Source organism: Pseudoalteromonas luteoviolacea, assembly GCF_018100925.1.
GTDB lineage: Bacteria > Pseudomonadota > Gammaproteobacteria > Enterobacterales > Alteromonadaceae > Pseudoalteromonas > Pseudoalteromonas obscura.
In genome coordinates, this window is record NZ_JAGJEH010000012.1 from 107,751 (window position 1) to 132,924 (window position 25,174).

Below are 25,174 nucleotides of genomic sequence, written 5' to 3' on the forward strand. Positions count from 1 at the left end.
CCTATTACCTAGTTTGTGGACCTTGTGGTGTCCCTGTAATTACGATGTTTGCTCCCCTATGGGCAAATAGTCCATTTGTGACAACACCGACGATTTGGTTAATTTGTTCTTCAAGTGCTTTTGGATCTGTAATATTCAATCCGTGAACATCTAAAATGACGTTGCCGTTATCTGTGATCACACCTTGGCGGTAGACAGGATCTCCACCAAGTTTAAGAAGTTCTCTGGCTACATAGCTACGCGCCATTGGAATAACTTCAACAGGCAGTGGAAAACTGCCTAATGTGTCGACATGTTTGCTTTCGTCGACGATACAAACAAACTTGTCAGCAACAGCTGCAACGATTTTTTCACGAGTTAATGCCGCGCCGCCACCTTTAATCATATGACCTTGCTCGTTAATCTCATCGGCACCATCAACATAGACGTCAAGTTGGGCTACATCATTTAATTCAAATACTTCAATACCGAGTGCTTTGAGCTTTTCAGTAGAAGCTTCTGAACTAGAGACAGCACCTTTTATTTCATCTTTGATGCTTCCCAGTGCGTCTATAAAATGATTAACCGTGGAGCCTGTGCCTACACCAACAATTGTATTTTCTTGTACATGTTCAAGGGCTGCCCACGCGGCTGCTTTTTTCATTTCATCTTGTGTCATAACGTAATCACTTTGTTGTCTTTAATTAAGCTGAGATTATACGCTTAAACACTCGAGTTGTATGATTATAAATTGCATACAGAGCACTATTTTTAGCAACGGCAGTAAATCAGCCCCATTGGTAATATTGAGTTGGCGTCAATATCTCAGGAAGAGGAACGTCCCAAGCTTCAATTGGTAATTGACTGACCTTTTGGCAATCATGAGCAAGTCCAATTAAACGAGGTTTTGTCCAACCTTGGTTATAATATGTTGCCAAGGTTCTATCGTAATAACCGCCACCCATACCTAACCTGTTTCCTTGTTCGTCAAATGCAACTAATGGCATAAGTAAGAAATCAAGTTGATCAATTGGGCAAATTTCACTGCAATTCAATTTAGGTTCTAAGATAGCATAGCGGTTTTGAGTCATGGTTGAGTTTTTTTCATACCTTTGGAACAGCAAAGTTTTGCCGCTAAAAGGGTGTATAACGGGTAAAAATACTGCGATATTTTTATCCCAAAGTGATTGAATTAAAAGGTTTGTTTCAAGCTCTCCGTCATTTGAAAGGTAGACCCCAATAGCGGTGTTTTTTGCAGGGTTTATGTGTTGAAAAAAATTAATATTTAGAGAGGATTCAGCTTGAGTTTGAAAATTTTCATCTAAAGATTTTCTTCGTTTACGTACTTCAATTCGAATATTTTTTCTCAACTCCGAACTTTTTATATTTGAACTTGAATTTTTTTGCATTAGAACTTCACCATCTCTGGAAAAGCAAGGCTGAACCCAAGTACGATAAGCAATATAAATAAAATAACTAACAGTGTAAAAAGTAGCTTTTTAGATTTGGGCTTAGGTTCTGAGTCTAAGTCCAGCTCATCAAACAGCTCATCGTTTTGCCATTGCTCGTCATCTTTCTCGTCAATGCTTTTCGTTTGTACGTCTATCCGTTGCTCTAGTTCTTCTAATTTTTCTTCAATGCGGATCAGGCTACTGGTGATGTAATCAAGTGCTTCAAAGACGCGTTCGTTGGCAGCAGTATCTACTTGTGCAGTACTAGGCGCACTATTTTGTAGCGGTTGTACCTTACTTTGAAACCCGTAAATAGCCAACAGTTTCGCTTGTTTCAAGCATTTATTCTTATCAGCGGCGCCAAAGAGTGGTCTGCCCTGTGTAAACGCGACAATTTTTTCCTTCGACACGCCTAATTTTACAGCGAGACTCTCCATAGCGTTTTGGCTATCGGTATCGGCATTAAACCCTACAAAGACAACTCTAAATTGGTCACTCATATATGATCCTATTTTCGTTCTAATATGAAGAGTATACCCAAAAAGTTATCGTAAGCATTTAATTAATCCGTTGAAGTGGGAGGCGGTTATCAATGTCAGCAACGGAATTTGTCTAAGAGCAAGCTATTCAGTAGAAAATGCGGTTTGGGTTTCGGTCAAAGAGCCATCTAAGTAAATCAACAATGTAGAGGAAAAGCGTGCTTTGAGGGCTGAGATGGTGTGAAAGCAATACTTTCACACCATTGATGATATTAGTACTTCGCAGACTGTCCGGCTTTAGGTGTTGCCTTTAAAATGAAATTTCTTAAGTCTTGATTTGATAATTTGAGGTCGTCATAACGCAAATACATCATATGACCTGAGCGGTAACCTTTAAAGCTTAAACGTTCTTTCATTTTTCCGCTTGGATCTAAATGCCATAAATTGTATTTACCATCAAAATAGTTAGTTGCGCCGTCGTAATACCCGGATTGCACCATGACATGTAGATAAGGGTTTTGTGCCATCGCTAAGCGCAATCGCTCACCCACGTTATTTTTTGTTCGGTCCCAAGGACGCACCGGACCAAACATATTGTATTTAATGTCAGTTTTATAATTTAGTTCTTGGCGGAAATAATGATTGATTGCTGGCGTGAATGAATGCAACCAAGATGTTAGTTCTGGCCAGTAATCAGGTATGTCACCAGCGGCGCGTTTGTCTATGCCAAGGTAACGAGAATCTAGCCGACCAACTGTGAACTCTCTCTCGCGTAGAAGTTCTTTCCAAAACGCTGAATTTGGAATATCCAAGTTATTCTGTGCGACAAATAGCTCAGATAAACCAGCGTACTTTGCAACTTGAGTGATCACAGATTGTTTCTCTTGTGCGCTGATCATGGCGCCTTTAGCCAAAGCTGGTAAATAGTGGTTTAGTGTGTAAGCTTCGACTTCCTCTAGAAGTTCAAGCAGGTCTTTATTTTGTAGCTCCTCGTTGAGCGCTTGGTGGTACCATGCGGTGGCGGCAAAATACGGCAATCGATTTGCTGCTTTTACAGGTCCCTCTCGTTTAATACCAATATCGGTAGGAGAGACTAAAATAACTCCATTTAAGTACATCCATTGCTTGTTTTGCAGCTCATGTGCCAGCCCTGCGACTCGTGTCGTGCCGTAACTTTCTCCTATTAAAAACTTAGGCGATAGCGCTCTGTCATGGCGGTTGATAAAGGTATTTAGCCAAGTTGCGAGATATTTGACATCGGCATTGACTCCAAAAAACTGCTTTTTTTGCAATTCTTTACTTGGCATTTTTCCGTTACTGTCAGGTAGCACTCTTGAATATCCAGTGTTGACAGGGTTTACAAATACGATATCGGTTGTGTCTAACACCGAGTATGGGTTATCTCTAAGCCCGTAGGGTTGAACAGGGAAACCCTCATCATCAATTTTTAATACTCTAGGCCCGGTATATGCGATATGCATCCATACAGATGCGGAGCCTGGTCCACCATTAAAGGAGATAAGGAGCGGGCGCTTCGACAGATCTTTAACCTTATCTTTTGTGTAATAGGTATAGTGTAGTGATGCAATGGGGTTGCCTTCATTGTCCCACAGTGGCTGCGTACCAGTGGAGACCGTATAATTTAGGCGAGTGCCATTTATTGTTGCTTTATGTTTTGTTGTGATTTGATGATCGATATCAAAACTTAGTTTTTCAGTTTGTTTAACATTGGCGGCACTGATGGCGCTAATGCAAAGCAACAATAGACCTGATATTATTTTAGGTACAGCGGTCATGGTAATCCTCAGAATTCACTAATAGTGTCCATTTAATGCTTTTTTTGCGCTGAATTCAAAGTGAATGAGACTAAATAGCAATATTCGCAGCCTATTACAATTTGTTTACCAATTAGGGGTGATGTAGGTTTTTTTTGTCACAAAAATCGCGTATATTTCACCCTTATGTCTGTAGTATTAAAGTATTTAGCCCTGTTAAATTCTTGTTTAACTACATCTCTCATTGCAGTCACTAGAGAAAGCTTCCATGCAAAAAGTATTAATTGTTGAAGATAGTAAGGTTGTTCAACAAATCTTACGCCATTTGGCATCACAACATTTAAATGTCGATATAGACTTTGCTTGGTCACTCAAGGAAAGTAAAGCATTACTAAAAAGCAACCGCTACACCTTGGCCTTGGTCGATTTAACTTTACCTGATGCGATGGACGCAGAGGTGGTGCAGTTAACTTTGAGCCAGAATGTCCCCACAGTCGTACTGACCTCTAAAATTGACGAATATAGTCGCCAACAAATGCTCGAAATGGGTGTGGTTGATTATGTGATTAAGGATAATCGTGATTCCTACTTGTATGCGATTAAACTCGTCAGTCGATTGTTAAGAAACCAGGGCTGCAAAGCACTCATTGCCGATGATTCCATGATCAGTCGAGCGGTAATGAGACAAATGTTAGAAAAGCAGCTGTTTACTGTTTTTGAAGCTCAAGATGGTGAGCAAGCGCTTACTATGTTGAAGGCTGAGCAAGAGATTAAACTACTGCTTACCGATTATGCTATGCCAACGATGGATGGTTTTGAGTTGGTTAAAGCTGTGCGTAACTTCCGAGGGCGTGATGACCTTGCTATTGTTGGCTTGTCCGGTGCTGGAACACACGGTCTTTCTGCCAAGTTTATTAAATATGGTGCCAATGATTTTTTAATGAAACCTTTTATGAACGAAGAGTTTCATTGTCGAGTAATGCAAACGATGGAGCAGCTAAATTTAATTGCTGATATTAAAGATTATGCTCATCGTGATTATCTAACTGGTTTGTATAACCGCCGTTATTTCTGCCAGCAAATGGACAAGTTACTTAAAGCAGGCATACAACATAGCTGCTTGGCTCTGCTGGACTTGGACCTATTTAAAGAGATTAACGATAAATATGGTCATTTAGGTGGGGATAGTATCCTTACCCAAGTTGCCCAGCTGCTGACAGATTCATTCTCAGATAGCCTCGTTTCTCGCGTCGGTGGAGAGGAATTTGCTGTTTTGTTAGCGGAGCAAGATATAAAGAAAGCAAAAGCTACGTTTGATGATTTCCGAAGAAAGTTTGCCGAGAACATGTTCTCCATAGATGAGCACAAGTTACATTGCACTGTAAGTATAGGTATCGCACGATGTGAATTTCCCACATTGAGTGAGGTAATGCGTCACGCAGATAAAGCTTTGTATCAAGCAAAAGCACAAGGCCGTAATAGTGCAGTTGGTGCCTGCACCAAATCAAATCAAATATTGGAAGAGTGCACCACCTAAGTGCACTTTTTGCAATTTCCCATCTCAAAAAATATCTTATCTTATTGATTAGTAACATCTAATTTTGTTGGCATAAAGGTTGGATTGTGTATTCCATCAACAATAGGAATCACACTCCTCCGGAGGTCAACGATGAAAATGATAAGTGCGATTATTAAGCCATTTAAATTGGATGAAGTTCGCGAGGCGCTCGCCGAATTAGGCATTGAAGGTATGACGGTTGTCGATGTCAAAGGGTTTGGCAGACAGCGTGGTCACACTGAGCTATATCGAGGTGCTGAGTATCAAGTCGACTTTATTCCCAAAATAAAACTCGAAATTGCAACACACAGTGAAAATTGTCAGCGGGTCGTAGATACACTAACACAAGCAGCCAATACTGGAAAAATCGGTGATGGAAAAATTTTTGTGTATGACCTAGAGCAAATAGTGCGGATCCGCACTGGTGAATTAGACGAAGAAGCAATTTGAGAGGCAACTGATGGACAACACAATTATAGAATTACAATTCTCGCTCAACACGTTTTACTTCCTGATATCTGGCGTTTTAGTAATGTGGATGGCCGCTGGGTTTGCCATGTTAGAAGCGGGGTTGGTCAGATCAAAAAACACCACCGAAATTTTAACCAAGAATATCGCGTTGTATGCAATCGCATGCACTATGTACTTGTTGATTGGTTACAACATCATGTATGTAGGAAATTCAGAAGGTGGATTTGTACCAAGCTTTGGCGCACTGATTGGAGAAGCCTCAGCGGATGCGGATCATGCACTAGAGTCTGATTTTTTCTTCCAAGTAGTTTTCGTAGCCACGGCTATGTCTATTGTCTCAGGAGCGGTCGCCGAGCGCATGAAGTTGTGGGCGTTTTTATTGTTCACCGTGGTATTGACCGGCGTTATTTATCCAATTCAAGGGTATTGGAGCTGGGGGGCTGGATTTTTATCTGAACTGGGTTTTGTTGACTTTGCTGGCTCCGCAATTGTTCATGGCGCGGGGGCTGCGGCTGCACTTGCGGGAGTATTGCTGTTAGGGGCGAGAAAAGGAAAGTATGGTAAGCACGGCGAAATATACCCAATCCCGGGTTCTAATTTGCCACTAGCAACACTCGGCACCTTTATTTTGTGGATGGGATGGTTTGGCTTTAATGGGGGATCTCAATTGTTTTTAGCCGACAAAGAAAATGCCATTGCAGTGAGTCAAATTATGCTTAATACCAATGCTGCCGCAGCCGCTGGTGCGATATCTGCACTGTTGGTCTGTAAAGTCATGTGGAAAAAAGCGGATTTAACGATGATCTTAAATGGGGCGCTGGCTGGATTAGTGAGCATTACAGCGGAACCCGCCTCTCCAACACCGCTTTTAGCCTGTATCATAGGTGCATTAGGTGGCAGTTTGGTGGTGTTCAGTATCGTTACATTGGATAAATTCAAAATTGATGATCCGGTCGGTGCTATTTCTGTTCATGGTGTATGTGGTTGCTTAGGGATAATGATGGTGCCATTTTCAAATAGCGAAGCTAATTTTGTATCTCAGTTAATTGGGCTTATATCCATTCTCGGTTTTGTGTTTGTTACCTCTTATTTGGTCTGGGCTCTTTTGAAAAAGACCATGGGGATCCGAGTAAGCGAAGAGGAAGAACTCAGTGGTATGGACCAACATGACTGTGGGGTTGACGCGTATCCAGAGTTTGTCACGATACGTAACCACTAACAGTTAAAAGATTAAAAAAGCAGGCTTTAGCCTGCTTTTTTGGTTTCAGTGACCGTTAATCTAAGTTACTCTAGCATCATTCTAGATATCGTAAAAATTACTCCGGTAAATGTCAGAGAAAAAACGTACCCCTGCAAGTAAATCAAAGCCGAAGCGCGCAACTAAGAAGTCATCGAATTCTAAAAAAATGCCTATTAAGGAGCGTTTAGGGGTATTTAAATCCCGGGTTTTACAAACGCTGTGGTCGCTATTTTGGAAAGGTGGTCTGGCAGTTTGCTGTGCGGTTGCTATGTACGTTGTATACCTAGATGCGAAAGTAAGCAAGCAATTTGAAGGCAATAAATGGCAACTTCCAGTGCAAGTATACGCACGAGCGATGACCTTTTATCCCGACCAGTATTTGTCAGAAGATGAAGTGTTTTGGGAGTTGGATCGACTAAATTATTCTCGTGTAAATCGCATTAAAAGAACCGGACAATATCTGGTCCAAGGTCGCACAATCACCATATACCGTCGCGCTTTTGAATTTTATGAAGGCGAAGAGTCGGCAAAAGTCTTTACGCTTAACTTTGCCGGAAAAAAACTGGCAAGTGTCGTTGATAAGAGTGGGAGACGGACTTCATCTGAGCGTCTAGAGCCTGTGCAAATTGCACGGATCGGGAATGAGACCAATCAAGACCGCGAGTTTGTTCCGTTAGAAAAATTTCCTAATGTACTCAAACAAGCGCTATTGGCCGTCGAAGATCGCAATTTTTACGAACACCACGGAGTATCCGTATGGTCAATAATGCGCGCCCTTTACAGCAATATTCGAGCGGGAAGGACAGTGCAGGGGGGCAGTACGCTCACTCAGCAGTTGGCTAAAAACTTCTACCTGACCCGTGAACGTTCAATTGTACGCAAAATCAATGAAGCTTTTATCGCGTTGATCTTGGACTACCGATATAGCAAAGATGAAATATTGGAAGCTTACCTCAATGAAGTTTATTTGGGTCAAGCATACAACCAAGGTGTACATGGTATGGGGCTGGCTTCGGAGTTTTACTTCGCTAAGCCTGTAGATGAGTTAGAGTTCGACCAAATTGCGTTGTTGGTTGCGATGGTCAAAGGGCCTTCTTATTACAACCCGCGAAGGTACCAAGAGCGGTCTATGGAGCGTCGAGATCTGGTACTTAGACTGATGGCAGAAAATGGCATCATTACAACCACTGAATACCGTCAGTCACTAGAGCGTAAAATTGAGATTCAGCCGCTAAAAGAAAGTTTATTGCAGTCTTATCCGGGTTATCTGGAGTTGGTAAATCGAGAGCTGAAAGGCTTAGTGCCAAATGATGATATTATTCACGCAGGTGTGAGGATATTCACGTATTTTGAATTGCAAAAACAAAGTGCGATGGAAGAGGCTATCACCTCTGGCTTGCCTTATTTAGAGCGCCGTTTTGGCACTTCCGGACTGGAAGTTGCGATGTTATCTGTAAATGCGGAAAAATCCGGAGTGTCTGCATTGGTGGCAGGCAGACAAATGCGTTTTTCTGGTTTTAATCGTGTGTTGGATACGAGACGCAGTGTCGGCTCTTTGGTCAAGCCAGCAATTTACTTAACGGCACTGCAAAGAGACTATAATCTGGGCACTTTGGTCGATGACTCGCCATTGCAAGTTACTGATGCATCAGGCAAGACTTGGTCTCCAGAGAATTTCGATCATGAGTTTCGTGGTCAGGTGCCTCTTTACGAAGCGTTCAGCAAAAGTTTAAACATACCAGCAGTAAACCTTGGGTTGGACGTTGGGGTACATAAAGTCGCAGATACTATGACTGAGCTGGGGATAAAAAGTGATATTCCGACTTACCCTTCAATGCTGCTAGGGGCTGTGGAGCTTTCTAGTTTTGATGTTGCTCAAATGTACACAACACTGGCTGCCGATGGACGCTATAGTGAATTGACCAGTATTTCTGCGATCACAAACGCCAGTGGAAAAACGCTCTACAAACACCAACCAGAGCAAGAGCAAAGGTTTGATCCAGTGTCTGTGTACATGACGAAATATGGCTTAAAAAGAGTAACCAAAAGTGGTACTGGCAAGCGTCTTAATAAGCACTTTCCGTCGATTCAGTTGGCGGGTAAAACAGGGACAAGTAATGATTTGAGAGACAGCTGGTTTACCGGATTCGACCACAATACCGTTACGGTAACTTGGATCGGCCGAGATGATAATAAACCAGCAAAGCTGACTGGTGGAAGAGGCGCACTAGAGCTTTATATTCGCTATTTGAAACCTCTGAATCCGCAGGCTATTGTGGACGAGCGGCCTGCAGGAGTTAAGTGGGCGTTTGTTAGTAAAGCAACCGGTAAGCAAGCTGCACCACACTGCGGGCCAACTATCCAGTTGCCTCTACGGGCGGAGCTATTTAACCCGCGCCCAAGTTGCAAATAGATCTTATGTTCTAAACTGACTCATGGCAGACTTTAAATTAGCTGCCATGCTGCTGAGCTGATGGGCGTCATCTTGTGTCGCTTCCGCCGAACCCAAGGTATGTTCAGCAAGATCGCTAATTTCGCTGGATTCAGAAAGCGCTTGCTGTGTTGCTTGTGTTTGCTGCTGAACTAGCTCTCGAATGACATGTCCTTGTTGATCGATATCTGTCATGCTTTGCTCCGCAGCACTTAATATTTGATTAGTCTCATTAGCTGCACTGACCCCTCGCTCCATTTTTTCAACGCTACTCAGCATTTTTTGCTGAGTATTGTTCGAGGCGCTTTGCAATGATTTGATAATCGAATGGATTTCCTCAGTTTGTTGTTGGGTGCGTTTGGCAAGTGTGCGCACTTCATCTGCAACAACTGCAAACCCTCTACCTTGTTCTCCCGCTCGTGCAGCTTCTATGGCCGCATTGAGAGCCAGTAAATTTGTCTGTTCAGCAATTTCACTGATCCCCAAGCTTACCTTGCTGATGTTTTGGCTGTCTTGAGCAAGTTTGTCTAACGCTTGTCTACTTTCTTCAAACTCGCGCTGTAACACAGTCATATGTTGAGCGAGTTCAGTCGTATTCACACTGCCCTGTTTAACTTGTTGAGCGGCGGCACTAGCCAGCTCAGTCGCGTGTTGTGCTGAGGTTTCTACTGAATCTGCGGCATTGGCCATATCGGAAAGGGCATTATGAATACCGGAAATTTTAATTTGTTGTTGGGCGACATCATGGCGGGTGTCTTGGCTTATGTGACTTAGCTTGTCGGTAGCATGATGCAGGTCGCTGGTGGTGTTGTGCACATCAGCTAATAATTCAGTAAAGGCATCTAACACCCGGTTATATTGTGCGACGATATCATTTAACTCATCATCTCCACGGGATACAGCCCTAGCACGTAAGTCGCCCTGTGCTGCTTTTTGTGCGGACACCGAAAACTCAGAAATGGTATCAACAACGGCAAAATAAAAACCTAGCATTAGATAGAGAGCGACAAACAGACTCAGTAGGGATGCTGAAGCAACAAGGTTTCGTATCGTTTGTTCCGTACTGAGCTTCTCCTGTAGTAAGGTTTTTAATGTGGGTAGCGCGGCTTCAATTAAATCTTGAGTTTTTCGTTGTACATTTCTGTGATTGCTGGCAAAAGCGCTGGCCGTCAGCTCAATATCATCTGGCTCGAGCAATTTTGTTCTAATTGCATGCTGGTATTGGTCTAAAGCATTATTGAGTGCGTCAATTTGGCCAGAAAGCTGCTGCTTAACAAAAGGGCTTTCTTGCGTGGCAACTTCTAGTTTATCTAACAGCTGAGCTTTTACTATGGGCAGAGCTTTGTTGAGGTTGGATAGCGCGATAAATGAGTCTGGCGTAAAACGGCCTCTGCTAATTATGGCATTGGCCTGCTCTGCGATATTGTTTATCTGATATACAACTTTGGGGAGAGACTCCACCAAAGAGCGATTTAAGTATGAGCGACTTAAATCGTTATCAATAGCTAACTTAGAGGCAATGGATACTTGCTCTAACGGTGTGTTAGATGCCTTTGCATTGACTGAAAAGCCATTTTGGGAGAGCAGCCTTTGATTATCTTTCTGGCGGTTATTAATAATGTTTTCTAGCAGTTTAGGGTAGAGGTTCAGACCTTGCTGCTGTTGTTGGCTGACTTCAATTGAGTGAGTCAAAGTTGAATTTAAAAAAAACAGACTTAGTGCCAAAGGCAATAGTAAAATACCGAATACCAGACTGATTTTTGTTTTATATTTTAACTGAGCCATAAATGAGATGGCGGGGCTACATAGCGATCTGAGTCCTGTCATAATTTAAATCTTTGTTATTGAGTCACGAAATAGAGACCTTATTAAGACAAAGAATAGTTCAAAGAAACAGAAATTTTTTTTCAATATGAAAAAAAAGCCCTTAATGGGCTTTTTCTTATGCACTTAACAACCAAACTAAGTTGGCATTTTGTGCTACTTATTTTGCTTTTAGCTTTGCAAATGCGCGATCTGCGGCAGATATTGTGTTTTCGATATCTTTATCGCCATGCATTGTGCTGACAAAACCTGCTTCAAACGCAGATGGCGCAAGGTATACGCCTTCGTCTAACATTAAGTGAAAGAAGCGTTTGAATTTCTCCAAGTCACATTCTGTTGCTTGCTGGTAGCTATCGACACGCTGTGCTGAAGTAAAGAAAAAGCCAAACATGCCACCGGCATAGTTGGTCGTAAGCTCAATACCATGTTTATCAGCCGCAGCTTGGAAACCGGCGCATAAGGCTTTGCTTTTTGCTTCCAATGCATCGTGTAGACCAGGCTCAGAGAGAAGCTCTAGAGCTTTTAAGCCTGCCGCCATCGCAATTGGGTTACCAGATAAGGTGCCAGCTTGATATACAGGGCCAACAGGTGCAATGTAATCCATGATCTCACGTTTACCACCAAAAGCACCTACTGGCATCCCACCGCCGATGACCTTGCCTAGGCACGTCAGATCAGGCTCGATGTTGTAGTATGCTTGAGCACCACCAAGGGCAACGCGGAAACCTGTCATTACTTCATCGAAAATAAGTACTGACTTGTGTTCATCACAAATTGCACGAAGACCTTCTAAAAAGCCCTCAACAGGAGGGATGCAGTTCATGTTACCAGCAACTGGCTCGACGATGATGCATGCGATTTCGTCTTTATACTCGGCAAAGATCGCTTTGACTTCATCCATATTGTTAAACGATACCGTCAGTGTATGTTTGGCAAAGTCTTCAGGAATGCCTGGTGAATTGGGAACGCCCATGGTGAGCGCTCCAGAACCCGCTTTTACTAGCAAAGAGTCAGCATGACCATGATAGCAACCCTCAAACTTAAGGATTTTATCTCTGCCTGTATAGCCACGAGCAAGACGTATAGCACTCATGGTTGCTTCGGTACCTGAACTGACCATACGCACAGTTTCAATTGATGGAACCAACTCTTTGACTTTTTCAGCCATCAAGATTTCGGTCTCGGTTGGCGCACCATAGCTTAAGCCATTTTCAACAGCGTCTAACACCGCTTGTTTGATAGCTGGATGATTGTGGCCAAGTATCATTGGCCCCCACGAGCCAACATAGTCGATGTAACGGTTATCGTCAGCATCAAAGGTGAAAGGGCCTTCTGCTTTTGTAATAAACAAAGGTGTGCCGCCAACGCCGTTAAACGCTCTTACTGGTGAGTTTACACCGCCTGGGATGGAAGCTTGTGCACGCTCAAATAAATCTTGGCTAATTGTCATAATGTGTCCTTCTTGATTAACTTTGACGTTTTCTGCTGAACCAAGGTACGTTTGTTTCATACTGTTGTACTTTATTTTCTACACCCAGTGTTAGTGCGAAAAGTGCCATTCGGATCAGTACACCGTTTTGCACTTGTCTGAAGATGGCTAAGTTATCGTTACTGTTTAAATCGTTGTCTAGCTCATTGGCGTCACTGCGGCTATCTCTTGGAAGTGGGTGCATCAATACAGACTCAGGTTTACAGTGCGCATCGTAAATTGCTTGGCTAATTCTAAATCCGCCACGATATTTATTGGCTTCTTCTTGCGATGGAAAACGCTCTTCTTGAATACGTGTTTGGTAGACGATATCCGCTGCGAGGTTACCTTCCATTTGAGAAACAAGTTCAATTTGATGACCTGCATTAGAGACCGCGTCGAGCACGTAGTCAGGCATTTGCAAACCATCAGGTGCAACCATAGAGAATTTAATATTTTTATAATGGCACAGTAGTTTGGACAATGAGTGTACGGTGCGACCATACTTCAAATCACCGACTAAAGCGATATGCATACCGTCGACTGTGCGATCGAAACGGCTGAGTTCACGGTCGATTGTCAATAGATCTAATAGTGCTTGGGTTGGGTGTTCGTTCGGGCCATCACCGCCATTGAGTACCGGCACATCAGAGCCTGTCGCAAACTCTGCGACACTGCCTGCATCTGGATGGCGCATGGCAACCGCGTCAGCATAGGCAGAGATAACACGGGCAGTATCATATAGTGACTCACCTTTTGCTAAGGCGGAGCTTTGCATGCCGGTGGTTTCTCTTACTAGGCCACCTAATAAGTTAAATGCAGTACCAAAACTGACACGTGTACGGGTACTAGGTTCAAAGAATAAATTTGCGAGTACGGCACCTTCAAGCACTTGAGTACGTTTATGCTTTTTGGCATACGGCTCCATGCGCTTGGCGACGTCAAAAATTAATTCAATGGCTTCTCTATCGAGTTGATTGACAGAAAGGATGTTTTCACCTTGGAAACTTAGCATGCGGCGATTCCTAATCACAGATTGACAACAGGAGGCAAGGGTGCGCTCCTAACCGAGATAACCTTGGCAACAGCAGGTTACTGGAACGATATGATAGCATAATTGAACGTCAACAGGAGAGTATGACGGCAGGATACCGTCATATTTGTATTAAAAAAATGGTTTTAAGACTGCGAGCAATATGATGGGTAACAGCAAGAACACTGGAAACTCGTTAAAAAAGCGATAAAAACGTGTACTGCGAATATTTCGGTCGTGCTTAAAGTCTGCCAACAGTTTGAAACAATAGGCATGATAAATATAAAGAATGATCACAAAGACCAGCTTATAGTGAAGCCATAAATTGTATTTAAACCACTCCCTGCCGTATTCAACAATAGTCAGCACACCAAAAATGGTGGTGAGCACTGCAAAAGGCGTCACGAAGTATAGCAGTCGTCGCTCCATAATTTTGAGCATGGCAGAGCATGCTTTTTCTTCAGTCATGGTGTGATAGATAAATAGCCGAGGCAAGTAGAAAATGCCAGCAAACCACGCGACCATAAAAAAGATGTGCAAAGCTTTGTAAATCAGCAAAGCGCTCATAGTGCCCCTTATTTTTAGTTAAAGTAAACTGTTTCTCATTGTTAGAATATGCCGTAATTTATCCCAACGCACCACGCCCATGATCTGGAGACTGTCTTTTTGGTTGTAAACATACACCGCACCAGAACGTTTATCTTTCAAGATTTCAAATGCTTCTGCAAGTGTAGCCTGAGTACTCAGGCCTTGAAGTGGGATATATTTAACGGTTGCGCTGTCGTCTGATACCAGCGTCAAGTCGTATTCTGCGAGGCGGTAGCCCTTTTGTTCATCATAGATAATGAGAGGTGTTTGGCTGTCAACGGCCGAAAGAGTGTCTTTAATTTGGTTTTTATCGCTTGAGTAAAGCAGCTTAAAGTCTTCTTCCATTTCCTCTACGATCCCCACTTTTTGTAACGCTTCTTTCGCTGGAGAAACTTGGTAGGGTAGGCCTTGGAAATCAAGCTGCTGAATAAAAATAGAACGGTTGCCAAACACTTGCAGTGCTGTCACATAAGCTGTTGAAATAACGAGCATAGCTGGAACAACAATCTGTGGATTGGAAGTTAGCTCCATCACAGCAGTCAATGCAGCCAATGGAGCGTGTAATGTTGCTGCTAATAACCCTGCCATACCAAGTACGCCATATGTGCCAGCGACGTTTACATCGGGAGAGATAAATTGAGCAAAAAATGCCATCAAGGTACCCATCACAACGCCAAGTCCGATTACCGGGCCAATCAACCCGCCAGGAATACCAAGGCCAATGGCAAATAACGTGGCGAGTAACTTGGCGATAAAAATTGTGGTAAGTAGCTGTAAGTCGTCTGGCGTTTCGATAGCTAGCTTAATAGCGCTCATGCCAGAGCCCATTGCTTCGGGAACTAAGTATCCAATTAGGCCAGCAATGAGTCCTGCGAGTAGCAAGCGAGGAAACATACTGATTGGTTTGAAGGTTTTAATAATGAGCATGAGGTTTTGATTAAACGCAAAAGCAACTGCGCCAAGCGCAAAACCACAAAGGATAAGGTATGGGTAGTGCCAGAAGCTTAACATTTCAATTTGAATTAGAGAGAGCTCAGAAACATTGCCAAATACAAATTGTGTAGCCAGTGCGCCTGTGACAGCTGCAAGCATAATAGGAACGAAAATATGAATTTTGTATTCTCTCAGTACAACTTCCATAACAAATATAACAGCGGCTAATGGGGTATTGAATGACGCTGCAATGCCTGCTGCTACGCCACAGCCTGCTAGTGTTCTCGCAGCGTTGTGAGGTAAGTGAAGACGTTCTGTAAGGACACTTGCGCCAGTTGCGCCCATATGTACAGAAGGCCCTTCACGACCAACTGAAAAACCGCAAATGAGCGCAATACCGCCGCCAAAGAATTGGTTTACGGAGTTCCAGATTGGCATATGACCATAATGAAGTTTGATACGGTTAATGACAAAGGGAATACCAAGTCGATAGTGCTTAAACCCAGTTAAATTAGCAAAAAGGGCGATGACTAGAGCCGCGCCGACGGGTAATAAAAGTCTTTGATGTTCGGCAAGAGAAGTAAAGTCATCATGACTATCTAGGAATGCAGACTGAACTAACTCGATCATTAATCTGAATAAGATTATTAATACGGCAGCAATTAAACCTGCACAAACGCCAAGCAGACATAGTTGTGCTGATGTTCGAGGTTGTGCAAGGCGCCGTCTAACTTGGTCAAGTGTCATAGTTCATCGCTTGAGATTGAAATTATCTCTTTATTTTATCAAAAGATTAATGCTAAGTCCCTGCTATAAATTTGCTTTATGATATTCCACCGAGGGGGATGTTAATTTAGCAACTACGCGCCGTGCAGCGCTCAGAGATACTTGATTAAAATAGTCGGGTATTAGATAATTCCGCTAATTATTGTACAAGGGTCGAACGCACATGTCAGAAGAGTTACCGATAAAGTTTAGCGATGCAGCGGCTGCGCGCGTAAAAGAGTTGATTGCTGAAGAGGAAAATCCTGAATTAAAGCTTCGCGTATACGTAACTGGCGGAGGATGCTCTGGGTTTCAATATGGCTTCACGTTTGATGAAAAAGTTAATCCAGGCGATTTGGAAATTGAAAAAAACGGTGTGGTCATGGTGGTTGACCCTATGAGTATTCAATATTTGGTTGATGGGATAGTCGATTACACTGAGGGATTAGAAGGCGCACGCTTTTTTGTAAATAACCCGAATGCGACGACTACTTGCGGTTGTGGTGCAAGCTTTAGCGTCTAGTTGAGCCAAGTTAAACATGAATAAAGCCATGCAATTGCATGGCTTTTTTATGTCGGGTTGGTGACATGGATCATCAGAACAAAAAAGCCCAAGATAAATGCTGAAAAGAGAAGAATATAGATAAAACCACGTTTTCCTTGCTTGATAGGTATATTATTAACCCGCAAGAAGTAATACCATCCAAAGCATAAAGCCAGTGGCAATAAAAATAAAATTCGGATCATTCTGAAGCCCTTTTTTTACGTTATTTTTAAGATTAGCTGTAAATACTTATTTTTTAAAGAAAAATAAATTATTTCAAATACTGGTACAAGATATAAAATTTTTGTTAAAGTGTACCTTGTACCCTACATGAAAAAAACGAATATAGTTTTTTGAAATTTTATTAGGATTTAGCGTTAAGATAGTCTATACCTAATTGGGTACATAGGAACAACCCTGTTGTCGATACAGGAAATGTGCAAGGCCTGTAAGGCCTCTAGCGAAATAATTTAAGCTACATTATACAGCCGAGTGAGACGGGCAAATTTCACAAGGCCAGTTGAGATTAATCATCGAGTAGGAGATGTTTATTTATGATGGGTAAAACGGTTTCTTCGGAAGAAAACGGAAAGTTAACAAAATGGTTGAAATCAAAGCGTCATGAGAAAGGTCATACAATGCGTAGCCTAGCTCAAGTTTTAGGAACGCCACATTCTTTCATTGGAAAGATTGAAAACCAAGAGCGCCGTTTGGATGTAATTGAATTCTTACGTTACTGTGAAGCGTTGGAAGTTGACCCGTATGAAGGCTTGTCTTTAATTAATAAAGAAGAGCTTTAACCTGCAACGGGATTAAGAAAACAAGGTGCAGGGAAATGCACCTTAGTCTTGCTGTTTATATGCAGCTTCAATGGCATACAGTTTGTGCCTTATAAAATAGAGAAACAGCAACGAAGGGATAACCATGAGTGCTGTGATGACAAAAAATACAGCCCAGTTCCCGCCTAGCCAATCATCAATGACTACTCCGCTATAACTAGATAATACAGTTCGGCCTAAACTACCCAAAGAGGCAAGTAAAGCGTAATGTGTTGCGCTGAATGTTCTGTCACAGAGCATTGAAATAAATGCGACCATGGCAACGAGTGACCATGCTTGTGTAAAGCCATCGACAACAATTGCCAGTGCATATAGTGACTCCTTTGGTCCAGCTATGGCTATCCAAGAGAAAATCAAATTGGACGCAGCCATTGCAATGCCACTGATGAAAAGTCCTTTTACAATGCCATATTTATGGTTAAAGATGCTCCCTAAAAAGGCAAAAATGATGGTAATAAGGCCTGTTCCAAGTTTTGAATACTGCGCAATTTGGGTATTGCTAAACCCCACTTCTTTGTAGAAAACAATCGACATGCGGGCTAGAAAAGCTTCACCAATCTTAAACAAAAAGATAAAAGTTAATAGTGCAAGCGCCGTTTTAACACCATTTTTTTTGAAAAAACTAACAAAGGGGGCAACGAGCGTGACTCCTAGCCATGCAAGGAGCTTATTCGCGCGAGAATGACCGAGCTGAGATAATTTCTGTTCGTATGCTTTTTGTATCTGGGCCTGCGCTGTATCGCGATGAGAATCGGGCTCTTTTGCCAATATTGTGACAACTGACAGTAGTGCCATTATTACAGCCAATAGTAGGTATATGTCAGGCCAACTCACATTGGGTAGATCCGCTGCGAAAAATGGGATGGCCCCAAGTAGTGCATAGCCAGTCCACCACCCTGACGTTGCCATAGCTGCTGCGGCTGTCGACTTTTCACTTTCAGATTGTGGTAGAACGTCAATTCGATAGCCATCAATTGCAATATCATGTGTTGCGGCAAACAGCGCGATTACAAAGCACAGCAACGCGGCGTAAAATAAGCTGTTTTTTAGGTCGACAAAGGCCAAGCAAGCTGCACTCAGCGTGATGACAAGCTGCCCTAAAAAAATCCAACTCCTTCTTTGACCGAGCTTTTTACCTATGAGAGGGAGAGTTAAGCGGTCAACTAAAGGCGACCACAAAAAATTAATCGTGTAGGCGCTAAATACAATGCCAAATAACCCAATTAAGCTGCGACTAAGGCCTTCATCTTTGAGCCAAGCAGACATTACCGAGCCGATAAGAACCCAAGGAAACCCCTGGCTCATGCCAAAAGCAAAAACAGTTAGTAGTCGCTTATCTCTATAGTAACTCAGATATTGTGCAATGCTTGCTGTTGTCATCATAATTTAAGTTAGAGCTCTTCAACTGGCAGAATTTCAATGCTGTAAATAATCACCGCAGTTTTAGGAATAAATGAGTAACCAAGCTTTTTGTTATAACCGGTTTCTACTTGCATGATTTTATCCAAAGTTTCATAACCTTCTGTCACATTACCGAATACAGCAAAGCCCCATCCTCGACCCGGGTTTAAATGATTATTGTCATCCATATTAAAGAAAAACTGGCGAGTGCCCGAATGAGGTTTGTTGTCTTGATATGCCATCGCGACTGAATACATCTCATTTTTTAAACCATTGCCACTTTCATTGAAAATGGGTTTGCGTTCGAACATGCCATCATAGTCTTTATCGTAACCCCCACCTTGGATCACAAAATCCTTTTCGTTTACTTCATCGCGTTCAACACGATGAAACACGGAGCCTTTGTAGTCGCCATTGACGACGTACGTCAAAAAGTTATTCACAGTTAAAGGCGCGCGAGATCGGTCAAGATCAATTACGATCTTACCGAGAGAGGTGTTGACTTGAACTCTAGGAAATAAGTTATCTTTTTGTACAAATCGTCCTTCTTTGTTTGCTGCGTGGGCAAAACTGGTTGAAACGATTATTAATGCAAATACAAATGTACGGATCATGTCAGTGCTTCCTTGTTCTTATTGTGAGATGAAGTCAGTTAGTTCTTTATCTTCCATTATATGCATGACTAGTTGTTCTGCGAGAGTATTTAACTGCCCTTCGACTTTAGCTTGGTCGTGTTTTAAAGACCCAGATAGAGTGCGGGTTCCAGTGTAAGACTTGGTAAATGTATTGCCCCCTTTAGAGACAGAAACTTTAAACTCCGCCTCTGCATTGCTTTCATGTTTGCTGTAGGACTCTGAGACCACGGCTAAAAAGCGGTGGATTTCCAGGGTTAAGTTTGTCTTTGCTTCTGGTACTACGTTGGCATTGTTAGCAGTTAACGCTTGTTCTAGCACAGCTGACACGGTTACTGGTAAGTTGGCATCTGGCAGGTAAACTGCGGGCTCAGTATCGAGGACTTTTACAGTGAACTTGGAAGTTCTTAAATCAACGACATTAACTGTAAGTGGGGTGTTGAGCTGAACAAGTTGGCCAGCAGAGTATTCAGGACTCATGATCACCGCTTTTGGCGCAGCTGCGCAGCCTGATAAAATAGTCAGTAACCCAGCAGTTGCGACGGAGTAGAGAGTTTTGGCCATGATTAGCTCCTTTTTATTACACTTAATACAGTAAACTTTTTATTATTGCCCAGTACCTTACAATTACCAAAAAGGCGCTGCAACTTATCTTGGTAATCTAGGTGGCGATTTCCGATTATTCTGAGTTCACCGCCATTTCTCAGAGTGTATTTGGCTTGTAAGAACATTTGCCATGCGATGTGATCAGTGATGGCTTGAGCTTGATGAAAAGGTGGATTGCACAAAACCAAATCAGTACTATTAGGTGCAAAGTCAGTTAAGCAGTCGTTGTGGGTAAATTGGCAATGGCTCAGCCTTTCAGGCAAGTTGTGCTGTACATTTTGTTGTGCGCTGGCAACAGCCATCGCAGACTCGTCAACAAAAGTGACTTTTGCATTTGGCATTCGCTTTAATGTCTGTAACCCAATGACCCCGTTTCCGCAGCCTAAATCAATAATATTGAGTGGCTTTTTTCCAGCTGGTAAGTAGTTAATAAAAAAGCGAGCACCGATGTCTAGAGAATCGCGTGAAAAGACATTTGCGTGATTAATCAATGTCATTTCTGTACTTTCTAGAGGCCATGACACAGGAAACTTGCTATTTACAGGCTTGTTCGTTGTGCTCGAAAAAATTAATCGAGATTTTTTAACCGCGAGGCTTGTTTTTGGCTCAGATAGAAAGTGATTAAAGGATTTCAACGTAGAAGTGTGTATTTCTTTCGCTTTACCTGCTGCAATAACAGGGATGTCGGCTGGCAAATGACTTAGTTGCGCCAACTGGTGTTGTAAATAACCTGCATTTTTAGGTATTTTCAACACAATTAAGTCTACAGCATGTGGCAGCGTCTCTAAACTATCTAAAAAAGAGATATGTGTGAGTGGCAGTTCGTTCTCTTTAAGGTTGTGTCGACATGCTGCTGTACTGACAAATGAGTCGTTGACAAAATGAATGCAGGGTAACTGCTCATCTTGCTGATAAAGCGTTGAAATGGCACAGCTAAGAGCTCCGAAACTGTCATTTAATACCAAAATATTGCGAACGCTTTGGTATTCCTCACTGATATAGTCAAGTAGATATTCGTCAGCGGAATCCCATGCCTGTAGGCTGCGATTTTTTTGTTCTAAGGGAAATCGATGTAGAGTAAATGGGTGATTAGCCAAGACCGCGTCGGTTGTCATAGTTCTATATTTTTCACTAAAAATGTGAGTGCATAATATCATGTCACAGCTGAACAAAGAATGTTTGCCTGAGGGCTTTGCTTATTTTCCTAATGTTATCTCTTTTAATAAGAGCCTTGCGTTATATGATCACTTGGTTGACAGCATTCCATGGCAGCAGCCTCAAATTCAGGTATACGGCAAATATCATCGTATCCCACGATTGCAGTGTTTCATTGCCGACCGAGAGGTTCGTTATGGTTATTCCGGAAAGTCATTGGATAATGTGGCATGGCTACCTGCATTGTCGGCTATGCGGCAAAGGTTACAGCGCCAATACGCAAACGAATTCAATGCGCTTTTACTTAATTGGTACCGTGATGGGTTGGATACAATGGGTTGGCACAGTGATGATGAAAAAGAGTTAGGTGCATCGCCTCTGATAGTGTCAGTGTCTTTGGGAGCGCCCAGAATGTTTAAAATTCGTCACAGGCAAACCAGAGAAGTGACGTCAATTATGCTCGAAACAGGAAGTTGCTTGCTGATGTCCGGAGAAAGCCAGCGAGATTATGAGCACAGCTTGCCCAAGCAAACAAAAGTTACACAAGGGCGGATAAATCTGACGTTCAGAACGGTTGGTTAATCGGTATTATCGGCGTATAGTATGCGATGTTTAACAATATGAAAGTAAAGAGTATACCCATGTCTATGCAGGAACATATACACACAAAACTCAAAGATGCCATTGATTGCACACATCTTGAGGTGATTAATGAAAGCCATATGCACAGCCGCGGGACAGAATCACATTTTAAAGTGATTGTTGTGAGCGATGAATTTGCGGGGCTGCGCCTATTGCCACGTCACAGACGTATAAATGAAGTGCTCAAGTCTGAGTTAGCGAATGAAATTCACGCGCTAGCGATTCATGCTTATACGCCTGAGGAATTTAGAGAGCAATCCGAACATGTCCCGGCATCGCCAACTTGTTTAGGTGGCTCAAAACTTGATAATTAGCTGATCAGACCTGTATTTAGGTCATCAGAGATTACACTATAACGCAATTTTTCTGGCTCCACCTTTTTATATTCTTGATTTTATACCGTAAGAGGTGGGCCTAAATACTTGAAACAAATTCAAAATTTAGTAGGAAATATAATGGTAATTAAGCCGAAGATCCGTGGTTTTATCTGTACAAATGCTCATCCAGCAGGTTGTGCTGCTCATGTAGAAGAACAAATCGCTTTTGTTAAGCAACAAGGCGAGTTAAAAGATGGCCCTAAAAATGTACTAGTCATTGGTGCTTCTACTGGTTACGGTCTTGCGTCTCGAATTACTGCTGCATTTGGCTCTGGTGCAAAAACGCTAGGTATTTTCTTCGAAAAAGAAGGTACAGAGAAAAGAACAGCCTCAGCGGGCTGGTATAATACGGCTGCGTTTCAAAATGCTGCTGACAAAGCAGGGCTGTGGTCAAAAAACATCAATGGGGATGCATTTTCTACTGAGCTCAAAGAGCAAGCTATCGAGACGATTAAAGCTGAAATGGGTAAAGTAGACCTAATCATCTATAGCCTTGCATCTCCTCGCCGTACAGATCCAAAAACAGGCGAAACTCACAGCTCTGTACTTAAGCCAATTGGCGAAGCGATCACAACAAAAAACTTAAACACATCTAAGCGTGTTATTGATGAAGTGAGTGTAGAAGCTGCCAACGAAGATGAAATAGCTAACACAGTAAAAGTAATGGGTGGTGAAGACTGGGAGCTTTGGTTAGATGCGCTGAAGCAAGCCGATGTACTTGCAGATAACTTTAAAACGACTGCATATACTTACATTGGTAAAGAGCTAACTTGGCCAATTTATGGCCACGCTACTATTGGCAAGGCAAAAGAAGACTTAGATAGAGCTGCTGCGGCAATCAAAGCATCGACGGCGGATCTACATGGTGAAGCTTATGTCTCTTCTCTTAACGCGGTAGTAACTCAGGCTAGTTCGGCAATTCCGATCATGCCACTATATATCTCAGCTTTATTTAAGGTTACTAAAGAAGACGGTACTTACGAAGGTACAATCGAGCAAATCCATGGTCTTTTCAATGAAAACCTTTACAGTGGCACGCCAAGATTCGATGAAGGTGGTCACCTGTTCCAGAACTATAAAGAGCTGGAAGAAGGTGTGCAGGCGCGTATTCAACACATTTGGGACACTGTGGATACCGACACCATTGATTCAATGACTGATTACGAAGGCTACCATAACGAATTCCTAAAATTATTTGGTTTTGGCGTTGATGGCGTTGACTATGACGCGGATGTAAATACTGTTGTTGAAATCAACAATTTAGTATAAAACTTAACCGCAAGGTGAGGCGCCCGAGCCTCACCTCTATCGAGATTACCCCACAAACCCCTTTCATCTTTTTCTCATTCAATACCACTTTGGTCTATATTGAATTAATCGCAATTAGCTGAACTGAGCTAAAACCATTGTTAAGTCGTATTAATTTGATAATTCTACTCGCATAGTCAGGGCGATTAATGTTAAAATTGCGGAAATATGTGAGGACTATATATCACGACGCTTGTTTTTGGTTGATTTGGCTTTTGTCAAGTCTCTTTTGACTAGGCGGGTTCTTTTTGATACTGAAAACATGATGAGATAGCGGCCGTGATAACTAAAGATTTTTCAATTTCTTTCCGTTAATGTAATGCAAGTGCGTATGATCAACATAAAAAAAGGTCTGGACTTACCCATAGAGGGCGCACCACAGCAAGCTATTCATGATGGCGCTGCCATCAAACGCGTAGCTGTGCTTGGTGAAGAGTTTATCGGTATGCGTCCAACCATGCATGTTCGCGTGGATGACCAAGTCAAAAAAGGCCAAATTCTTTTTGAAGACAAAAAGAATCCTGGCGTCAAGTTTACTGCGCCAGCCTCTGGTGTAGTTAAAGAAATCAACCGTGGTGCTAAGCGTGTTCTTCAATCTGTCGTGATTGAAGTACAAGGCAATGAGCAAATCACTTTTGAAAAGGTCGCAGCTGCTGAATTAAGCAACTTAGATCGTGAAAAAGTGAAAGAAGTGCTTATTGAATCTGGTCAATGGCCAGCGCTACGTGCACGTCCATTTAGCCGTGTTGCAGTACCAAGTGCAACGCCGAGCTCAATCTTCGTGACAGCCATCGATACTAACCCATTAGCTGCGGATCCTGCTGTGATCATTGCTGAAAACGTTGAAGCGTTTGAAGCAGGTCTAGCTGTAGTTTCACGTCTAACTGATGGTAAAGTATTTGTGTGTAAGCAGTCTGGTAGTAAAGTACCAAGCTCTTCGCTATCACAAGTAGAAGTACATGAGTTCGCGGGTGTACACCCAGCAGGCTTAGTGGGTACTCATATCCATAACTTAGATGCAGTTGGTGCGGACAAGCAAGTTTGGCACTTAGGTTACCAGGACGTTATTGCGTTTGGTAAGCTGTTCCTTACTGGCGAGATCTACACTGACCGAGTTGTTTCTTTAGCAGGTCCTCGCGTAAAGAATCCTCGTTTAGTTAAAACTCAAGTTGGTGCGTCGTTAACAGATTTAGTATCTGGTGAACTTGAAGACGGTGATAACCGAGTCATTTCTGGCTCTGTGTTAGCTGGTAAAACAGCAACCGGCCCTCATGCTTTCCTAGGTCGTTACCACGTACAGGTTTCAGTTCTTCTTGAAGGTCGTGAGAAAGAGCTATTTGGCTGGATTGCGCCAGGTAGTAACAAATTCTCAGTTACACGTACATTCATTTCACACTTAGCACCTAGCCGTTTGTTTAAGTTTACAACGTCTACTGGTGGTTCTAAGCGTGCGATGGTGCCAATCGGCAACTACGAACGTGTAATGCCTCTGGATATCCTACCAACGCTATTACTTCGTGATCTGATCGCTGGCGATCTAGATAGCGCTGTCTCTTTAGGTGCGCTTGAGCTTGACGAAGAAGATTTAGCATTGTGTACCTTCGTTTGTCCAGGCAAGTACGACTACGGCTTAATCCTACGTGATTGCCTGACTACTATCGAGAAGGAAGGTTAA

At 42.6% G+C, this 25,174-nt stretch carries 24 protein-coding genes; 10 read left to right on the top strand and 14 right to left on the bottom strand.

Annotated features, from left to right (window positions below; translation table 11 throughout):
* Window positions 1–4: 4 nt before the first annotated feature.
* From rpiA to J8M00_RS22690, 4 genes are all read right to left on the bottom strand, one after another.
* Window positions 5–658 (bottom strand): ribose-5-phosphate isomerase RpiA, encoded by a 654-nt coding sequence (rpiA, locus tag J8M00_RS22675; RefSeq protein WP_211012739.1) that lies wholly within the window; start codon window positions 656–658, stop codon window positions 5–7.
* 109 nt (window positions 659–767) lie between these two features.
* Window positions 768–1,388, bottom strand: coding sequence for a 5-formyltetrahydrofolate cyclo-ligase (locus J8M00_RS22680; protein ID WP_211012740.1), 621 nt, complete (start codon window positions 1,386–1,388; stop codon window positions 768–770).
* Window positions 1,388–1,930, bottom strand: a complete 543-nt coding sequence (locus J8M00_RS22685; RefSeq protein ID WP_211012741.1) for a hypothetical protein — start codon at window positions 1,928–1,930, stop codon at window positions 1,388–1,390. Before J8M00_RS22685 ends, J8M00_RS22680 begins: the two co-directional genes overlap by 1 nt.
* A 251-nt stretch (window positions 1,931–2,181) precedes the next feature.
* Window positions 2,182–3,705, bottom strand: coding sequence for a S10 family peptidase (locus tag J8M00_RS22690; protein WP_211012742.1), 1,524 nt, complete (start codon window positions 3,703–3,705; stop codon window positions 2,182–2,184).
* A 247-nt stretch (window positions 3,706–3,952) separates the two neighbouring features.
* On the opposite strand from J8M00_RS22690, the gene J8M00_RS22695 reads away from it, so the two are divergent.
* The 4 genes from J8M00_RS22695 to mrcB all read left to right on the top strand — a co-directional run bounded on the left by J8M00_RS22695 (window position 3,953) and on the right by mrcB (window position 9,366).
* Complete coding sequence (locus J8M00_RS22695; RefSeq protein WP_211012743.1) at window positions 3,953–5,221, top strand: response regulator; 1,269 nt, start codon at window positions 3,953–3,955, stop codon at window positions 5,219–5,221.
* A gap of 132 nt (window positions 5,222–5,353) precedes the next feature.
* Entirely contained in the window at window positions 5,354–5,692 is a 339-nt protein-coding gene (locus tag J8M00_RS22700) for a P-II family nitrogen regulator (protein ID WP_023399545.1), read from the top strand.
* A gap of 10 nt (window positions 5,693–5,702) precedes the next feature.
* Window positions 5,703–6,932 (top strand): ammonium transporter, encoded by a 1,230-nt coding sequence (locus tag J8M00_RS22705; protein ID WP_211012744.1) that lies wholly within the window; start codon window positions 5,703–5,705, stop codon window positions 6,930–6,932.
* 187 nt (window positions 6,933–7,119) lie between these two features.
* Window positions 7,120–9,366: a penicillin-binding protein 1B gene (gene mrcB, locus J8M00_RS22710; RefSeq protein WP_432652289.1), complete on the top strand. Its 2,247-nt coding sequence runs from the start codon at window positions 7,120–7,122 to the stop codon at window positions 9,364–9,366.
* 3 nt (window positions 9,367–9,369) lie between these two features.
* On the opposite strand, the gene J8M00_RS22715 is transcribed toward mrcB, so the two are convergent.
* The 5 genes from J8M00_RS22715 to J8M00_RS22735 form a co-directional block, all read right to left on the bottom strand.
* Window positions 9,370–11,211, bottom strand: coding sequence for a methyl-accepting chemotaxis protein (locus J8M00_RS22715; protein ID WP_211012746.1), 1,842 nt, complete (start codon window positions 11,209–11,211; stop codon window positions 9,370–9,372).
* Window positions 11,212–11,368: 157 nt separating this feature from the next.
* On the bottom strand, window positions 11,369–12,658 hold the full coding sequence (gene hemL, locus J8M00_RS22720) for a glutamate-1-semialdehyde 2,1-aminomutase (RefSeq protein ID WP_211012794.1): 1,290 nt from the start codon (window positions 12,656–12,658) through the stop codon (window positions 11,369–11,371).
* A gap of 16 nt (window positions 12,659–12,674) precedes the next feature.
* Window positions 12,675–13,691 carry an aspartate carbamoyltransferase gene (locus J8M00_RS22725; RefSeq protein WP_039611702.1) on the bottom strand — a complete coding sequence of 339 codons (1,017 nt, stop codon included), beginning with the start codon at window positions 13,689–13,691 and terminating at the stop codon, window positions 12,675–12,677.
* A 150-nt stretch (window positions 13,692–13,841) separates the two neighbouring features.
* Window positions 13,842–14,276, bottom strand: a complete 435-nt coding sequence (locus tag J8M00_RS22730) for a CopD family protein (RefSeq protein WP_211012747.1) — start codon at window positions 14,274–14,276, stop codon at window positions 13,842–13,844.
* An 18-nt stretch (window positions 14,277–14,294) separates the two neighbouring features.
* Complete coding sequence (locus J8M00_RS22735; protein WP_211012748.1) at window positions 14,295–15,977, bottom strand: chloride channel protein; 1,683 nt, start codon at window positions 15,975–15,977, stop codon at window positions 14,295–14,297.
* Between the two features lie 202 nt (window positions 15,978–16,179).
* Here J8M00_RS22735 and erpA point away from each other — a divergent pair, with 202 nt between their 5' ends.
* Window positions 16,180–16,518, top strand: coding sequence for an iron-sulfur cluster insertion protein ErpA (erpA, locus tag J8M00_RS22740; protein WP_023399553.1), 339 nt, complete (start codon window positions 16,180–16,182; stop codon window positions 16,516–16,518).
* A gap of 47 nt (window positions 16,519–16,565) precedes the next feature.
* Here the strand turns inward: erpA and J8M00_RS22745 are convergent, their stop codons facing one another.
* Window positions 16,566–16,742, bottom strand: coding sequence for a hypothetical protein (locus J8M00_RS22745; protein WP_211012749.1), 177 nt, complete (start codon window positions 16,740–16,742; stop codon window positions 16,566–16,568).
* Between the two features lie 351 nt (window positions 16,743–17,093).
* Between J8M00_RS22745 and J8M00_RS22750 the strand changes: the two genes are divergently transcribed.
* Window positions 17,094–17,339, top strand: a complete 246-nt coding sequence (locus J8M00_RS22750; RefSeq protein ID WP_023399554.1) for a helix-turn-helix domain-containing protein — start codon at window positions 17,094–17,096, stop codon at window positions 17,337–17,339.
* Window positions 17,340–17,381: 42 nt separating this feature from the next.
* Here J8M00_RS22750 and J8M00_RS22755 read toward each other — a convergent pair whose 3' ends face one another.
* From J8M00_RS22755 to J8M00_RS22770, 4 genes are read right to left on the bottom strand one after another with little or no spacing between them, the layout of a single operon-like run.
* Complete coding sequence (locus J8M00_RS22755; RefSeq protein WP_211012750.1) at window positions 17,382–18,761, bottom strand: AmpG family muropeptide MFS transporter; 1,380 nt, start codon at window positions 18,759–18,761, stop codon at window positions 17,382–17,384.
* Window positions 18,762–18,769: 8 nt separating this feature from the next.
* Window positions 18,770–19,393, bottom strand: a complete 624-nt coding sequence (locus tag J8M00_RS22760; RefSeq protein WP_211012751.1) for a peptidylprolyl isomerase — start codon at window positions 19,391–19,393, stop codon at window positions 18,770–18,772.
* A gap of 18 nt (window positions 19,394–19,411) precedes the next feature.
* The gene (locus J8M00_RS22765) at window positions 19,412–19,975 is read right to left on the bottom strand and encodes a YajG family lipoprotein (RefSeq protein WP_211012752.1); all 564 of its coding nucleotides are present in this window, start codon (window positions 19,973–19,975) and stop codon (window positions 19,412–19,414) included.
* Window positions 19,976–19,977: 2 nt separating this feature from the next.
* Window positions 19,978–21,132, bottom strand: coding sequence for a methyltransferase (locus tag J8M00_RS22770; protein WP_211012753.1), 1,155 nt, complete (start codon window positions 21,130–21,132; stop codon window positions 19,978–19,980).
* Between the two features lie 40 nt (window positions 21,133–21,172).
* On the opposite strand from J8M00_RS22770, the gene J8M00_RS22775 reads away from it, so the two are divergent.
* From J8M00_RS22775 to J8M00_RS22790, 4 genes are all read left to right on the top strand, one after another.
* Window positions 21,173–21,754: an alpha-ketoglutarate-dependent dioxygenase AlkB family protein gene (locus J8M00_RS22775; RefSeq protein ID WP_211012754.1), complete on the top strand. Its 582-nt coding sequence runs from the start codon at window positions 21,173–21,175 to the stop codon at window positions 21,752–21,754.
* Between the two features lie 59 nt (window positions 21,755–21,813).
* The gene (locus J8M00_RS22780) at window positions 21,814–22,128 is read left to right on the top strand and encodes a BolA family protein (protein ID WP_211012755.1); all 315 of its coding nucleotides are present in this window, start codon (window positions 21,814–21,816) and stop codon (window positions 22,126–22,128) included.
* A gap of 141 nt (window positions 22,129–22,269) precedes the next feature.
* Window positions 22,270–23,460: an enoyl-ACP reductase FabV gene (gene fabV, locus J8M00_RS22785; protein ID WP_211012756.1), complete on the top strand. Its 1,191-nt coding sequence runs from the start codon at window positions 22,270–22,272 to the stop codon at window positions 23,458–23,460.
* Window positions 23,461–23,830: 370 nt separating this feature from the next.
* Window positions 23,831–25,174 carry a Na(+)-translocating NADH-quinone reductase subunit A gene (locus J8M00_RS22790; protein WP_211012757.1) on the top strand — a complete coding sequence of 448 codons (1,344 nt, stop codon included), beginning with the start codon at window positions 23,831–23,833 and terminating at the stop codon, window positions 25,172–25,174.